14 protein-coding genes are annotated in these 14,359 nt (G+C 59.8%); 2 read left to right on the top strand and 12 right to left on the bottom strand.

Annotated elements, in window-relative coordinates:
• Positions 1–23 precede the first annotated feature (23 nt).
• Positions 24–806 (top strand): BPSS1780 family membrane protein, encoded by a 783-nt coding sequence (locus EDC26_RS15145; protein ID WP_132584124.1) that lies wholly within the window; start codon positions 24–26, stop codon positions 804–806.
• Here EDC26_RS15145 and EDC26_RS15140 read toward each other — a convergent pair.
• From EDC26_RS15140 to EDC26_RS15095, 10 genes are all read right to left on the bottom strand, one after another.
• Complete coding sequence (locus EDC26_RS15140) at positions 760–1,113, bottom strand: DUF192 domain-containing protein (protein ID WP_243700936.1); 354 nt, start codon at positions 1,111–1,113, stop codon at positions 760–762. The two genes, EDC26_RS15145 and EDC26_RS15140, sit on opposite strands and share 47 nt — an antisense overlap.
• A gap of 29 nt (positions 1,114–1,142) precedes the next feature.
• The gene (locus tag EDC26_RS15135) at positions 1,143–2,018 is read right to left on the bottom strand and encodes a type II secretion system F family protein (protein WP_132584122.1); all 876 of its coding nucleotides are present in this window, start codon (positions 2,016–2,018) and stop codon (positions 1,143–1,145) included.
• Between the two features lie 499 nt (positions 2,019–2,517).
• Entirely contained in the window at positions 2,518–3,363 is an 846-nt protein-coding gene (locus EDC26_RS15130) for a type II secretion system F family protein (protein ID WP_132584120.1), read from the bottom strand.
• Complete coding sequence (locus tag EDC26_RS15125; protein WP_132584118.1) at positions 3,360–5,093, bottom strand: TadA family conjugal transfer-associated ATPase; 1,734 nt, start codon at positions 5,091–5,093, stop codon at positions 3,360–3,362. Before EDC26_RS15125 ends, EDC26_RS15130 begins: the two co-directional genes overlap by 4 nt.
• Positions 5,094–5,096: 3 nt before the next feature.
• Positions 5,097–6,563 (bottom strand): type II and III secretion system protein family protein, encoded by a 1,467-nt coding sequence (locus EDC26_RS15120; RefSeq protein ID WP_243700935.1) that lies wholly within the window; start codon positions 6,561–6,563, stop codon positions 5,097–5,099.
• A 48-nt stretch (positions 6,564–6,611) separates the two neighbouring features.
• Positions 6,612–7,562: a Flp pilus assembly protein CpaB gene (gene cpaB, locus EDC26_RS15115; protein ID WP_132584116.1), complete on the bottom strand. Its 951-nt coding sequence runs from the start codon at positions 7,560–7,562 to the stop codon at positions 6,612–6,614.
• An 18-nt stretch (positions 7,563–7,580) separates the two neighbouring features.
• Positions 7,581–8,309: a hypothetical protein gene (locus EDC26_RS15110; protein ID WP_132584114.1), complete on the bottom strand. Its 729-nt coding sequence runs from the start codon at positions 8,307–8,309 to the stop codon at positions 7,581–7,583.
• A complete protein-coding gene (locus tag EDC26_RS15105; RefSeq protein WP_132584112.1) occupies positions 8,293–9,096 on the bottom strand; it encodes a pilus assembly protein in 804 nt (267 codons plus the stop codon). The genes EDC26_RS15110 and EDC26_RS15105 overlap by 17 nt, the downstream gene beginning before the upstream one ends.
• The gene (locus tag EDC26_RS15100) at positions 9,093–10,439 is read right to left on the bottom strand and encodes a hypothetical protein (protein ID WP_132584110.1); all 1,347 of its coding nucleotides are present in this window, start codon (positions 10,437–10,439) and stop codon (positions 9,093–9,095) included. The genes EDC26_RS15105 and EDC26_RS15100 overlap by 4 nt, the downstream gene beginning before the upstream one ends.
• Positions 10,436–10,666 (bottom strand): hypothetical protein, encoded by a 231-nt coding sequence (locus EDC26_RS15095; protein ID WP_132584108.1) that lies wholly within the window; start codon positions 10,664–10,666, stop codon positions 10,436–10,438. Before EDC26_RS15095 ends, EDC26_RS15100 begins: the two co-directional genes overlap by 4 nt.
• 218 nt (positions 10,667–10,884) lie before the next feature.
• Here EDC26_RS15095 and kynU point away from each other — a divergent pair, with 218 nt between their 5' ends.
• The gene (gene kynU, locus EDC26_RS15090; RefSeq protein WP_132584106.1) at positions 10,885–12,135 is read left to right on the top strand and encodes a kynureninase; all 1,251 of its coding nucleotides are present in this window, start codon (positions 10,885–10,887) and stop codon (positions 12,133–12,135) included.
• Between the two features lie 512 nt (positions 12,136–12,647).
• On the opposite strand, the gene EDC26_RS15085 is transcribed toward kynU, so the two are convergent.
• Together EDC26_RS15085 and EDC26_RS15080 are read right to left on the bottom strand one after the other, a co-directional pair.
• Positions 12,648–13,307, bottom strand: coding sequence for a FadR/GntR family transcriptional regulator (locus EDC26_RS15085; protein WP_132584104.1), 660 nt, complete (start codon positions 13,305–13,307; stop codon positions 12,648–12,650).
• A 173-nt stretch (positions 13,308–13,480) separates the two neighbouring features.
• Positions 13,481–14,350: a fumarylacetoacetate hydrolase family protein gene (locus EDC26_RS15080; RefSeq protein ID WP_132584102.1), complete on the bottom strand. Its 870-nt coding sequence runs from the start codon at positions 14,348–14,350 to the stop codon at positions 13,481–13,483.
• Positions 14,351–14,359 lie beyond the last annotated feature (9 nt).

Raw genomic sequence — 14,359 nt, 5'->3', positions numbered from 1 at the left:
GGGCCAAGGATTTTCAGCTCATCATGCAAGCAGCCATACTCCCCGTCGCCGCCGGCTGGCAATGGATACAGGACGGGGCCCGCCTGTTCGGGCGCCAACCCCTGCCCATGTTCTTCTGGAGCCTGGTGACGGGCTTTTTAATTACCATCGCCTACCTGATTCCCATCCTGGGCCAAATGGTGCTGATAGCGGCAATGCCGCTACTCACCTTCATGTCTTTGTGCGCCTGTCGCCATATTGCGGCCGGCCAACCCATGCGCCTGGCCATGTGGATGGAGCCGCTACGCGACACCGACACGCGAAAACGCCTGATACGGCTGGGCCTGGCCTATATGGCCTGCTGCCTGCTGGGCGGATTCGTGGCGACACTGCCCTTTATGGACAGCATTATGGCGGCGGTGGGCGACAGCACCACCATTAACGAGGTGGCGCTAATGGAAGCCATACGCGGCCCCTTTGTGGTCTTCGCGTTTCTGTACCTCATTATTTCCGCCCTCTTCTGGCACGCGCCAGCCTTGATAGGCTGGCACAAAATCAGGCTGGGCCAGGCCCTGTTCTTTTCCATGGTGGCCTGCTGGCGCAACAAATGGCCCTTCCTGGTGTACGGCCTGAGCTGGGGCGCCGTGTTCCTGTCCATACAGTTGCTGGGCAACCTGATGGTGGATCTGGGCATGGCCGACGGCGCGGTGCAGATACTGCTGACCCCCGTCAATATCATCGTGGCAGCCTTGCTGTATTGCAGCTTTTATCCGACGTACGTCAGCGTCTTCGGAACCAACTACCCCACGCCCGATCCGACACGCTAGGCCGCAGCGAGCCTTGCAAGGCCAACGCTTGCTGAACCCGAGCGATGGCGCACGGGTGACGGGCGCAATAACCAGCGTGCAATTCAACGACCATCGCGGCACCCCAGCACCAGGCGATATGATTGGGCGCCACGTTTTCCAGGCGCTTCAAACAGCGCCGGTTCCCGTCCAGGAACAACACATCGATGGCGCGGGCCAATCCGAACGTGTGAATAGCGTTGCACGGCGTCAAACATAAGCCCTGATTCAACGCCAGGGCCGGGTACGCATGCAGACCTCGCAGCCTGCCCCAAAACCCTCGCGCCACATACAGCGTTAAATCGCCGGGGTCCGCAATCAAAATTCAACCCCGATCAGTTTAACGACGATGGGAAAACCGATAATCAGAAACGTGCAGGGAAAGATGCAGAAGATCATGGGGAACAGCATCTTCACCGGCGCTTCGAGCGCCAGTTTTTCAGCGCGCAAAAAGCGTTCGGCCCGGCGCTGTTCGGACTGCGCCCGCAGTAGCGGCCCCAGGCTCATGCCAAGCTGGTCGGCCTGCCCCAAAGCCGTTACAAGCTGACGAACAGCCGGCATATCGGTGCGATCGGCCAGGCTTTGCAAGGCGTCGAGCCGTGTCATGCCTGCACGCATATCGGCCAGAGCATGACGCAGCTCATACCGCAAGGGGCCAGGCGGGCCGTTGGCGGCGGCCTGCTGCAAAGCACCTTGCAAATTCAGCCCAGCCTCTACGCATAAAGTCGTCATATCCAGCAGAAACGGAAACTCTTTCAACATCTGGCGCTGGCGCCGCAACCCGGCCTGCGCCAGCCAGCGCCTAGGCCACCACAGACATAGCCCGCCCAACCCCAGCGCTACAGCTGCACTATGGGTAAGCGTCAATGAGGAATAGATCCATGCGGCCAACGCCGCGGGAACAGCGCAACACGAAAACGCCAGCATCTGCATGGCAACGATGTGCTCGGCGTGCCACGCGGTATCGAGCCCGGCCTTTTGTATCTGCTGGCGCAAAGCCTTGCGCATCGGCCAGGGAATAAAGGGCTGGCTGGCCGCTGCAAACACCGCTACCCAGGGCCAGATCATCCTGATCCCGATGTGCTTGGAATAAGCACCTGCCGGCTGCGGCGGCAAACGCAATGGCCGCGTCAGCACCCAGCTGAACAAGCACAACGACACGCCGGCCGCAAAGCAACTGATCCAGAACCACATCGTGCGACTCCTCTAGAGCATTTTTGGTCAAACGGTATACAGCGCGGGATGTATTGGTATTTGAAGACGCCGTCTATGGGGGCCGGGGCGGGGCCGGCACGGCGTGCTTGATCCGGATCTGCCTCGTCCAGGCGGGCGTCGGGCCAAACTCGCTACGCCGCTGGCGCGGCTCCGCTCAAACATGGCCCGCCGACAGCCCCCGCCTTCCCTTCGTCAGCATCCGGCGCACGCCTTACGCCGGCCCCGCCCCGGCCCCCATAGACGGCTCGCGTTACGGCATGCCCAGAACTCACTGGCCTGCAGCCCGTCTCTATCACGTTGTCCGCAGCCTGCCTCCATCACATTGCCCGTAGATTTCACTCGACCCAACACCCCTCGCCCTGCGGCGTCTTAATAGAATGACCCGCCCACCCAAAACAATTACCCCTCCCAAAGCGGCTTAAAAAAAAAGCGACACGAAACGCGTTCAGTTCCGTAAAACACTTCAATCAAAAATGCCCTAGACATCGATGCCGACAATGCGGCGTATGAACAATGCGCCCGTCAGTTCCAGGCCGATGACCACGCCCAGCACAGCCCAGCCTGCAGGGGTGTTCCATAAATAAGCCATCGAGTCCGGGTCGAGCCGTTCAAGAACCAGCATCAACGCAAAAGGCAGGCAAGACATGACCCAGGCCTGCAGACGCCCTTGCGACGTAAGTGCATGCACTTTGGCCAGCAGATGCAGACGCGCGCGCAGCGTGCCGGCAATGCGCTCCAGCGTTTCAGCCAGATTGCCGCCGCTATGAACGGCTATTTTCAATGACGAGACCACCAGGCCTGTGCCTTCAGTCGGGACGCGGCCATACAGCGAAGCCAGCGCCTGTTCGAACGACACCCCCATGCGCTGCTCACGCAGCATCAGGCCGAACTCCTGCGCCAACGGGGCAGGAGCCTGAAGCACGATATGCCGCAGCGCCGCCTGCACACCAGACCCGGCGCGCAAGGCGGCGGCCAGCGCGGCAAGCAAGTCGGGCAGCTGTTCATCAAAACGCGCCAGACGCCGCCGGCGCCATCGCGCAATAAGGAACTGGGGCGCAAACAGGGTCACAACGCCCGCACCGCCCGCAAGCCACAATAGGCCCGAAAGCATGTAAATAAACAGCGTCAGCCCGGTGCAGAGCAACAAATTGGCGAACCACAACTGAGCCGGATCGAAAAACAGAAAAAATTCGCTCAGGCGCTCCTTGGCTTCCTTCTGGAATGCCCATTGATAGCGCCGATACGCGGTCTTGCACCAACCCTGGATCATCCAGGCTGCCACGCCGGCGACGATGGTCATGCACAACAGGAACACGATAATCATTCCTGTCCTCCGGCCCCGGCCAGACTTGCCGACGAGTCATGCAGCAGGGTGACCTGACCATACAGCACGGGAGCCGCCGCCGCGGTAGCCTCAGCACCTCGGATGAAACACTCCGGCACAACGCCGCAACCCACAAACGCCCTGACCGGAACAGTCTGGTATTTGAATATTTCCTGAATCTGTATCCGGCCGCTCTCGATGCCGGTCACTTCGACAATCGAGGTGATCAACCGCCGGCCGTCGGCCAGCCGGGCCTGCTGCACAATGACATCAATACTGGCCGCAATGTATTCACGCACGGCGGCCAGCGGAATATCCATGCCGGCCATGAGAATCATGGTCTCCAGACGCGACAAGGCGTCGCGCGGACTATTGGCATGGAGCGTTGTCAACGAACCTTCATGGCCGGTATTCATGGCAGCCAACATGTCGAATGCCTCGCTGCCACGGCACTCGCCGACCACGATACGATCGGGCCGCATACGCAAGGCATTGCGCACCAGATCGCGGATGTCGACCTTTCCACGCCCTTCGAGGTTGGCTGGGCGCGCTTCCAGCGACACCAGATGCGCGTGATCCAACCGCAATTCAGCTGCGTCTTCGATCGTCACGATGCGTTCTGCCGCCGGAATGCAATTGGACAAAACATTGAGCAACGTGGTTTTTCCCGAGCCCGTGCCACCGGATACGACCATGTTTTTACGTCCCTGAACGCAGCACCGCAGGAACTCGCGCATGGATGCATCGAGTGCGCCCACACGCAACAAATCATCCATGCCAGGCCGATTGAGCGGAAATTTCCGGATAGTAAGACAAGCGCCGCGCAGCGCCAGAGGAGGAATAATGGCATTCACCCTCGACCCATCGCCCAGACGCGCGTCCACCATGGGCGAGCTTTCATCGATACGGCGGCCCAAAGGCGAAACGATACGTTCAATAACACCCAACACGGCTTGCTCGCTGCTGAACCCCGAAGCATGGCGTGTAAGAACGCCGGCCGTCTCAACAAATATTTCGTCATGGCGATTCACCATGATCTCACTAATGGAAGGATCGGCCAGCAACGGCTCCAGAGCGCCCAGGCCCACCGCCTCATTGACCACATCGCGCAATAATTCCTGGCGATCGACTGCGCCCGGAATATCGGAATCATGCTTGATGATTTCCGTCAGCGCCGCCAATGCCTCGCTGCGCAGCGCCGCATCGCTCATGCTGGCGACATCGCGCCGCCGCAAGTCGAGCGCTTCGAGCAATGACGCATGCAAACGGCGCCGATGATAAAGCAGCGTCCCGTCCAGGCCCACGGGCCCGAGGACCACGCCTATTACGGCCGGATTCATGGCCGGACCCTCGGACAAGAGTGGCGTCTCTGGGTTGTCAGCCAGGCTTTCGCTATCGGCCGCGAGCTCTGCTGCCCACACGGCTTGCGCCGCATCACAACCTTGCGGCTCGCGCAAATGCATCAGGCACGGGCCAATGACGATCTCGTCTCCCGCCGATAACGGCCCATACTGCGTCACTCGCTGCCCATTGACCAAAGTGCCTGTCAGCGACCCGAAATCTTCAAGAAATAGCCCCGCCTCGCGCCGCTCGATGCGGGCATGACGTTTAGCCACGCGCCACGCCTTCAGGCGCAATCCCGCCTGGGCTCCTCTGCCGATTTCAAGAGGCAGCACAAGCCTCCTGGCCTGAACCGAACCATCTTCGAAACGAAGTTCGACATCCAGCATGATCTACTCCCGGAAGGCATGTTGATTGACACCTCGACGCGGCGTACCCGCTTGGCCGGACGCAGGGTCGGAAGCCGTTGAATCGGGTTCGGGAGCTCCCCATTGCGTGCCCGCGCCGCGGTAGGGATCCCAACCTTCTTGTGGCGTATCCAGCGCTTGCGGCAACGCTTGCAGCGCGTGCACCGGCGTATTGATCAGCTCCGCATCCGGAAACGCCCGATCGACAATGGCCCGGCCCTGGGCAACCCGCCGCGCCAAATCGGGGTGATCGGGCGACACCACGACCGGCGTGACGAATATCGCCAGTTCGGTTTCGCTATGTTGAAAGCGCCTGGATTTGAACAATGCGCCCACGAGGGGAATATCGCCAAAACCCGGCACCTTGTCCGTGTTGCGCGCCTCTTCCCGGGATAAAAAACCGGCCAGCACCAGGGTCTGACCCGAGCGCACATTGAACTCGGTAGAGGCGCGTCGTGTCTTCAACGAGGGCCCGTTGGGAACCGATATGGACAAATCGACCGAACTGACTTCAACCTCTATGCGCGAGCGCACCGCCCCATTGCGTTCTATCTGCGGCGTAATCCGCAAGGACACGCCGTAAGGCTTGAACACGGTGTTGCTCTTTCCATTGGCATCCACCGTCGAGTAAGGCACCTCGCCGCCCGCCAGGAACTCGGCCGTAGCGCCGCTGCGTGCAAGCAACTGGGGTTGAGCCAGAACCACGGCAGAACCCGTTTGCGCCAGCGCTTTGATCTGGGCCGACAAAACAGCATTGATGCCGAAATATCCGGCTGCCGCGCTCGCGGGGAAAGGCAGATCGAGCAAGGACTCACCTGGCCGCGCATTGAATTTCCCCGAGCCTCCATCCCAGGCCAGACCGGCGTTCATGCCGCCATCGCTGCTTGTATTCCAGCGTACACCCAGTTCCCGCAGATGAGTGCGCGGCACCTCCACCACCTGAACGTCGAGCAGCACCATGCGATCCCAGCCCACCTGGCTCGTGAAATCGAGCAACTGCGGATAACGCTTGCCAAGCGCTGCCACGCGCTCGCGGTCGGTGTCGGACAAATCGTCTCCTTCCACCACCAGTTTATCTCCGACCACCGATACACGCGCATTGGGAATCCGTTCGAGCATCTTGCGAAGTTCCTTTTGGGTCTGACGCGCCCCCTCGGCGGCGACATCAATTTGATACCGGTGGCGCTGGCCGTTCGATGACCATATCTGTAATGTGGTCGACCCCTCGTGGCGCGCAAATACAATCACCTCTTTTTCTTCGGTCGTCACGGCGCTGAGCACATGACCGTCGCCCACCGCAACGCGAGCAACCTCAGGCACGGACAACACTTTGACCTCGCCCACCTGTAAATTGAGGAGGCTGTCGGCCCGCGCAAACGCCGGAGGCGAAATGGCCATCAACGAAGCGCAGAAGACCAACAAATAGCGGGAACTGAAGAATTCAATTTGCATAATCAACGCATCCAAACCACACAAGTATTGAAAGACCGCCCTGGCGTTTCATGGCGGGCTTACCGGACGCAAAGCGTCGTCGGCCTCGGGCAGGCCTGGGCTTCTCATCCAGGCACTGGCCAGTTCAGGGGTATAGGGCAAGTCAAAAACACCGTTGACCGGCGCCGGGTCGACGGCTTTAGGACGCAAGCCAGGCAACCCGCGCGCTGCCTGATTGCCATAGATGACAGGAACCTTGGCCGTACGGGTGGATACGGGTTTGTCGCTCACGCCCAGCAAAGTGGCAAGATCTCCACGCACCGCTTTTTGATCAGACCGGCCATCATGCGGATGGCGCAGCAAAGCGGTAATGGACCCGCCTTGCCTCGCGGCCACCAGCTTTATGGCATCTTCAGGCGACGAGTCCAGCGTGACGGTTGAATAGCCACCCGCCCGGGCCATGCCGGGTTCAGCGGCAATCTGAGTTGCTTTTCCCGTTGCCAGAACCAGCACCCCTTGCAGGAGCGGAGCGGTGATGCGCCGGCGCTGATGCTCAAATGAAACATACAGATCGATCAGATCACCAGGCTCAAGCAGGCCCGACACGGAGTTGATGGCATCAACGGGAATAGTAATGGCGCGCCTGCCATCGCCAAGCCGAGCCGAAAACGGGGAGCCACGGGCGCGTGTAGTATGTACCGCCAAAATCGGGTCTCCGGCGCGCAAAGGCGCCGCCAGGACGCTGCCGGCCAGCTCCTTGAAACGCTCCGGCGCCAGGCTATCGCTGGACACAAGCGCTGCAGGAAGCTGGCGTACGGCAAAATGGTCAGACGTCAGTAGAGTACCCGACGGCATGTCGTAGGCAGCCACCACCCGCGCCACCATCGGCGTTTTGGCATTGGCTTCAAGCTGACGGACACGATCTTGCAGATACTGCCTCGCCGTCCAGGCGGCGCCCAGGCCGGCCGCCGCTGCAATACACAGCAAGGCGATCGATCGATTGAACACAGGCAAGCGCATGATCCGCTCCTTGCAGAATTATTGAAAATGCTGCACAAACAACGTGCTTGCGCCGGCAGTGGCGGCCGACACCAGGACAAGGCGCTCGCGATTCAAACGCCAGACGCGGCCCGCCGGTGGCCGCTCGTCTGCTGATACGTCGCGCCAACCCAGCGCCTGCAGATGCTCGCGCAACTGTGCATTCAGTTCATCAAGCGGGCGCGCCACAAGATAAATTTGTTGCCGCAGTGCCTGTCCGTCCACGACGGACATCTCGCTAAAACGCAGCTGTGCGGGTTGCGGCACCCAGCTGGCCAGCAGCTTTGAACGACGCGATAAAGCCTTGTTCAAATGACCAAGGCGCAGGCTTAGCGCCGACACCGAGCCTTGAGCACCGTCTTGGGTAGCGGCGATTTCCGCCACCCAATGCGAATCGGCTCGAGCACCGGAGAGTATTATCTTTTGCCTCGATGCCTGGGTTTCCTGGAAGAGCCTCGTATTCCCGGCCAGAATCCGCGCCGCCACATCAACAGGGGCCGCCACGGCGAAACGACGCAGATAAACAGGAACTTCAAACAGCTTCAGTTCCTGAAGTTCGGACCACACGAATCCGGGCGCCTCAATTTGCAATACCTGATTCCGGATCGGGTTATCCGCCAGAGCCGGCGCAGGAAAAAAGCCACTGCCTATCATCGGGCAAATCACAAACCCCAGGCAGCCCGCCCACTGGGCACGCCCTTGCACCCTCCACTCAATCCTGGTGTTCATCGCTTTCCCCCTGACTGGCATTGAGATGACGCGCCGGCACAAACCCCGCCCAGCGGCGTAGCCAATCGAACTCGGGTCCGGCGCGATTCCAGGCTCGGTCCTGCGCCTGCACAGCCGCCGAAACCTGGCGCCCCAACCGGTACGAATCGGCAGCACTGTCACCCCAGCCCTGCCCCGATTGCGCCACACGACGCTGCGTATCCTGATCGCCGGATGCGTGGCCGGCATCGACGAGGATGGCCGTATGGCGTGACAGGACGGGATACCAGGCATCGAACTGACCCATACCCACCTTAAGACCATCCGCCTTGCGCAGCAGGTGCCGTTCAGGCCTGTGCGGCGCCGCCAGAACCTGTGCACGGACAATCCCCGCATCTTCGATTTGCCAACCCTGCCGCAATGACACCGCATCGGGCAGTACTCCGCCTGCTTGCGCCAAAGCGCTCAATTTTTGATGGCGCGTCACCTGCAGCGATACTTGGGCAGGATCCAGCAACCTGAGCCCGCCGCGATCAGTCCACTGATGGGCCGGCCCGGAAAAATACCGGCGGCGAATGTCATCCACCGGCCTGAGTTCGAAATGACGGCTCAAGGAAAATGCGGCATACCGGCTGGCATGCTGGGTTTGCAATGCGATGTCCTGAAACCGCAATAACCAGGCAATGCCGACCCACAAAGACAGCAGGACAAGCAGAACAACCAACGCTTCAATGGCGGCCTGACCTCTTTGCGCGCAAACCGATAGGCATTGCGAACGACCCGTTGTGCCTGCCCACTGTGCGTTCATGGCCGGCCTCCGGGGCTTGCACTGGACACCGCCGGCGGAGCGAGCCTGGCCTGCCAATAAGGATCAAACAGGTTCTCCGCTTCGAGGCGACCATCGGAACGGGGCTCGGGGCGTTCAAAAAAGGTTTCCGCCGCGCTGCGACTGCTTAGTACGATACCTTCTGGGCCTGGATAACGCAGGTCGACGGTAAACCGCAAGCCACGAGCCTGAGCGCCCTCCCGTGTGTCGAAATAACCCGGAAGGCCGCCGCCCTGCCAGCGTTGCCTATTGGCCACCGCCCGTGAATTAGCCAGGGGGTTGGCATCGCCGAAATGTATATCCCAATTGGTCGCGTCTCGCACCCAGCGCCAGAAATCCTGCGCGGCAAAGTCGTCGGGTGGATCATCGACATGAGGCGAACCAACGCTTTGAGCCGCCGCAGTCGGTATCCAGCCCCACGCCATTGGGTACTCACGAAAATAACATCCTATCCAGCGATTGGAGCGCAAAGCGTGAAAGGACTGCGTGTCAATGGACTGCCATCTGCCATACGGATCAAGCTCGGTATTGCCACGGCGGCGCAATTCGTGACGCAGCGTGGGACAACGCGCATCGACCACCCATGGATTGCGCGTGGTGTCGTTGCGCGGCCCCAGAAACGCATACAGATCCGCCACTTCTTGAACGAAGGAGCGTAATTCCTGCCGCCCGGAATACGCCTGCACATAGCCGGGCCAAGTATCATCGACGACAGATAAATCAAAGTCGGATTTTTCATAGTCTGGATAATTCTGCTTTAACACGGCCTGCATGGCCGCTTGACGAGCATCGGGCAAACCGGCCACCACAGCCTGCTGGACCGAGCTGAAAACATCCTGGACGATGCGATCGTGCGCCGCGTAGGCCTGCGCCAGCTCGCCGTCTGTGCGGGCCATGGCATCCATGCCGCGGGCAGAGCCGGCAGCCAGATACGCGGCCCCATGCTCCGGCCCAAACAATAAGCCTATCAGGTAAGCGGGAGGATTGCCCGAGGCCAGTTGCCTGGACTGAGTGCCCCCAAAGGCCGCCCACGACCCCAGCGTAACCAAATGCGCCATCGCCACCTGATGACCGATTTGAGCGCGATTGATGTAGGACAGCATATTCAGCGCCCTGGCCTGAACCAGCGCGCCGCTATAGGCCGTCGCGTCCAGCGCGTGCAACTGCCTGGCTTTCGCCGCCACCACTTGGCCTGTAAAAAAATAACGTATCAAAACCAAAGCCGCAGCCGAGGCAAGCAGCATACCCAGCACAAGCGCCTGGCCGCTCTGGGCCGCCGCACGCCGAACAAGCTCATAATGCGCAGGTTTTGGCGTAACGCTCATTGGCTGGCTCCAGCGTTTCCGGTAAACGACTTCAGGGTTTTGGCGGCCGTTTGCGCCGCAGCGGTTTCAGCCGCCGACTGAGCCATGCGAGACTGCTCGGAACCGTCTTCGCCAGCCAGCTCCTTGGCCATGGCGGCTGTTTGCGAGCGCACTACTTGGCCAAAAAGCTGATACACCGCAATAGCGGCAACCGCCACTAAGGCCACGACAATAATGTATTCGGTCATGCCCTGGCCGCGTTGCTTAATGTATGAGTGCCTCACTGTCGTCCCCTTGTTCAAGGCGTGGACTACAGTGTGCGGCGAACCACCCCGCCAAACAATTCGGACATGCCGAGTTGGGCAAAATCGCGGCAAGGAACTGCTTGAAGCCTATAATATCAGGCAAATTGCGCTGTGTTCCATTCCCGGTAACCCACCCAGCACCCCGTGCGGGAGACTGCCCCATGATTAGCCGTAACGACTGCATTCAGATGGACCAGGCTGATGATCTGGCCAATCTCAAAAATGAGTTTTCCCTGCCCGATAACGTGATTTACCTGGACGGCAATTCGCTGGGTGCGCGTCCCAAGGCCGCCCTGACGCGCGCGCAGGAAGTCGTGACCCAAGAATGGGGTATGGATCTGATCCGCAGCTGGAACAAGGCCGGCTGGTTTGACCTACCCTCGCGCCTGGGTGACCAATTGGCGCCGCTGATAGGCGCCGGGCGCGACGAAGTGGTGGTAACGGATTCCACCTCGATCAATCTGTTCAAGGCACTCGCCGCGGCCCTGCACATGCAGGCAGCCCAAGCGCAGACAGCATCGCGCCGGGTCATCGTGACCGAACGCAGCAACTTCCCCACCGATGTATATATTGCGCAAGGCCTGAGCCGATGGCTGGATCGCGGCTACCATCTGCGCCTGGTGGACGCGCCCGAAGACCTGCATGCCGCCATAGACCGGGATGTCGCCGTCGTGATGCTGACGCATGTGAATTATCGAAGCGGCCATTTACTGGACATGAAGACCCTGACGGCGCATGCGCACGCCCAGGGTGCCATGATGATCTGGGACCTGGCCCATTCGGCCGGCGCGCTGCCGGTGGCCTTGAACGACGCCAATGCCGATTTCGCGGTGGGCTGCACCTACAAATACCTGAACGGAGGCCCTGGATCACCCGCCTTCATCTGGGTGGCGCCCAAGCACCAAACACAATTTTCTCATCCGCTTAGCGGTTGGTGGGGCCACGCGACGCCCTTCACCATGGACCCGCGCTTCACACCAGACCCCGGCATACGCCGCGCCTTGTGCGGCACTCAACCCATCGTCTCGCTGGCCATGGTCCAGGCCGGCCTCGATGTGTTCGCCAAAACCAACATCGAGGCGCTGCGCCGCAAATCGCTCGCGCTAAGCGACTTGTTTATCGAGCTGGTAGAAGCACGCTGCGCCGCGCATCCGCTAGCGCTGGTTACCCCGCGCAATCACGCGCAGCGCGGCAGCCACGTCAGCATCACCCACCCGCAAGGCTATGCCGTCATGCAAGCCCTGATTGCGCGCAGCGTAATCGGCGACTATCGCGAGCCGGAAATCATGCGCTTCGGGCTAACGCCTTTATATCTGGGCTTTACCGATGTGTGGGATGCCGTCGAAGTGCTAAGAGACATACTGGATAGACAGGACTTCAACGCCAACCAGTCGCGCGATGCCGTGACGTGATCAGGGCAGGTTCCGGCGGCCACTGTAGGGGCAGCCCTTGTGGCTGCCATCGGTGTCTATAAATAAAGACCGCGACGATTTCCAACGATCTGGCAGCCACAAGGGCTGCCGCTACATTAGCAACAATCGCGCCAATATCAGCGATCCCACAAGCATCCACCACACGAGCGCCGTGGCCGGTCAAGGTGGGGCAGGCGACTCGGGCACGCCGCGCGAATGAACTTCTTCGGGGATGCAAGGCGCGCGCTGTTTGAGTGGGAGCTTGCGAATAGCCCAGTGGGCTATTCGCCCCACGAGTTCGCGCGCCGCCCCGAAGCAGTTCATTCGCGCGGGAAGTTCTGGCGAAGCCAGAACCGTGCACGTCGGAGCCCGACCTACCTTGACCGGCCACGGTGCGGGGCTAGAAGGTTTTATAACCAAGATACGGTGATATAAAAAATGCCACCGGCAGCGAATGCCACCCACAAGGGGTGGCGCTACAGGTGGCGCTACGAAACACCGCCAACGATATCTTACGCGCCGAAAAGATTCTGCTGTATCTGCTTCAAATGCACGATCATCAACGCCTTCGATTGCTCCATATCCCGATTCAGCAGCGCCTCGTAAATCGCACGATGCTGGCGCACGTACTGCTGCTGACGCTCGGGCGTTAACGACTGCATTTTCAGCCGACCCCACTCGCCTTCTTCGCGAACCCTATTGGTCAACTCAAGAATATGCAAAAAAAGCGAATTATGAGTCGCCAGCGCAAACGAACGATGCAACTCGCCGTCCCAGCGCTCGAACTCATCTACAGTCTCGGCCCGTTCCGAATGCAACAGGCATTCCTGCATAAGCTGAAAATCGTGGGCATTCGCATTTCGGACGATCAATGCCGGCATCAACGGCTCGATCAGCAAACGCGCTTCCATCAACTCCGCCGGACTGGTGTACAGCTTCTCGATAGCCGGCCCATGCGGACTGGCCATCGAGACAAAAGTCCCACTGCCCTTGACCTGCGTAATCAGGCCACGCTCACTCAGCTTGGCCAAAACCCGTCGAACAGTGCCGCGCGAAATATCGAATTGTTCGCACCAGGACCGCTCCGTAGGCAATCTGGCTCCAGAGGCCAAGCGGCCGCTGTCCAGCTCAGCCGTCAGATGCTGTTCAAAGGCTTTAACGCCGCCAGCCATAAAGTGCTCACTTGTTGAAAATTGCTGTTTTATACAAAAATAGGGTTCGTTAAGGTGAATGCTTGGGTCTGTGTTATGGGTGGGTTTATTTCGATTGTGTTGGGTTTGTGGTGGCACCCACAAGGGGTGCCGCTACAAACAGGTGCCATTACAAACGGGTGCCGTTACGGAGTTTAGACGAATTTATTTTCGATCATGCCGATTCCCTCGATCTCTATCCGGACGTGGTCCCCGCTTTTAAGGTAAGTGGGTGGCTTCATGCCCATGCCCACGCCCGCCGGGGTGCCGGTGGCAATGATATCGCCCGGATAAAGCGTTATGCCGCGCGAACACGTTTCAATCAGCGTGGGAATATCGAATATGAAATCTTCCGTTCTGGCGTTTTGACGCAGATCGCCGTTAACCTTGCACGAAACCTCCAGATTCGATGAGTCCACTTCATCAGCCGTGACCAGCCACGGCCCCATAGGACAAAACGTATCGAACGACTTGCCCATATCCCACTGCTGATGGCGGATCTGGACATCGCGCGCCGTCACATCGTTGACGATGGTATAGCCAAAGACATAATCCAGCGCATCCTCCCGGGCGATGTTCTTGCCCTGCTTGCCGATCACCACGGTCAGCTCGGCTTCGTAATCGATCTGCGAAGAAATGCCCACCGGCAGGACCACGTCATCGAAAGGGCCGACGACGCACTCCGGCACCTTCGTGAACACAATGGGCCAGGCTTCGACATTCTTGTCGTTTTCCTTGAAAACCGAACTGGAAAGTTCCTTGGCGTGCGCATGGTAATTTCTGCCCACGCAAAAAATGTTCCGATCCGGCCGCGGAATCGGCGCCTGCAGCCGCACGTCGGCCATGGACAATTCGTCTGCGACACGCTCTTGCACAAAACCCTTCAGGTCTTCCCGGCCAATCAACGCGGCAACGCCGCGACCGGCCTCGCCCGCATCCAGATTGAGCCTGCGCAGGCTCTTGGAATCTTCGCTGACAAGGCCTACACAACGCTCGCCCTTATATTCAAAACTAGCTAATTTCATCTTCCATCC

The sequence above is a fragment of the Paralcaligenes ureilyticus genome (genome assembly GCF_004346225.1).
Classification (GTDB): domain Bacteria; phylum Pseudomonadota; class Gammaproteobacteria; order Burkholderiales; family Burkholderiaceae_B; genus Paralcaligenes; species Paralcaligenes ureilyticus.
Note: the sequence above shows the minus strand (reverse complement) of the source record. Positions and strands in the feature narration are given on the sequence as shown.

What these genes read in the sequence shown, in the direction of transcription:
- EDC26_RS15145 (WP_132584124.1), top strand. Translation starts at nt 24, where the DNA reads ATGCAAGCAGCCATACTCCCCGTCGCCGCCGGCTGGCAATGGATACAG.
- EDC26_RS15135 (WP_132584122.1), bottom strand. Translation starts at nt 2,018, where the DNA reads ATGTGGTTCTGGATCAGTTGCTTTGCGGCCGGCGTGTCGTTGTGCTTG.
- EDC26_RS15130 (WP_132584120.1), bottom strand. Translation starts at nt 3,363, where the DNA reads ATGATTATCGTGTTCCTGTTGTGCATGACCATCGTCGCCGGCGTGGCA.
- EDC26_RS15125 (WP_132584118.1), bottom strand. Translation starts at nt 5,093, where the DNA reads ATGCTGGATGTCGAACTTCGTTTCGAAGATGGTTCGGTTCAGGCCAGG.
- EDC26_RS15120 (WP_243700935.1), bottom strand. Translation starts at nt 6,563, where the DNA reads ATGCAAATTGAATTCTTCAGTTCCCGCTATTTGTTGGTCTTCTGCGCT.
- cpaB (WP_132584116.1), bottom strand. Translation starts at nt 7,562, where the DNA reads ATGCGCTTGCCTGTGTTCAATCGATCGATCGCCTTGCTGTGTATTGCA.
- EDC26_RS15110 (WP_132584114.1), bottom strand. Translation starts at nt 8,309, where the DNA reads ATGAACACCAGGATTGAGTGGAGGGTGCAAGGGCGTGCCCAGTGGGCG.
- EDC26_RS15105 (WP_132584112.1), bottom strand. Translation starts at nt 9,096, where the DNA reads ATGAACGCACAGTGGGCAGGCACAACGGGTCGTTCGCAATGCCTATCG.
- EDC26_RS15100 (WP_132584110.1), bottom strand. Translation starts at nt 10,439, where the DNA reads ATGAGCGTTACGCCAAAACCTGCGCATTATGAGCTTGTTCGGCGTGCG.
- EDC26_RS15095 (WP_132584108.1), bottom strand. Translation starts at nt 10,666, where the DNA reads ATGACCGAATACATTATTGTCGTGGCCTTAGTGGCGGTTGCCGCTATT.
- kynU (WP_132584106.1), top strand. Translation starts at nt 10,885, where the DNA reads ATGATTAGCCGTAACGACTGCATTCAGATGGACCAGGCTGATGATCTG.
- EDC26_RS15085 (WP_132584104.1), bottom strand. Translation starts at nt 13,307, where the DNA reads ATGGCTGGCGGCGTTAAAGCCTTTGAACAGCATCTGACGGCTGAGCTG.
- EDC26_RS15080 (WP_132584102.1), bottom strand. Translation starts at nt 14,350, where the DNA reads ATGAAATTAGCTAGTTTTGAATATAAGGGCGAGCGTTGTGTAGGCCTT.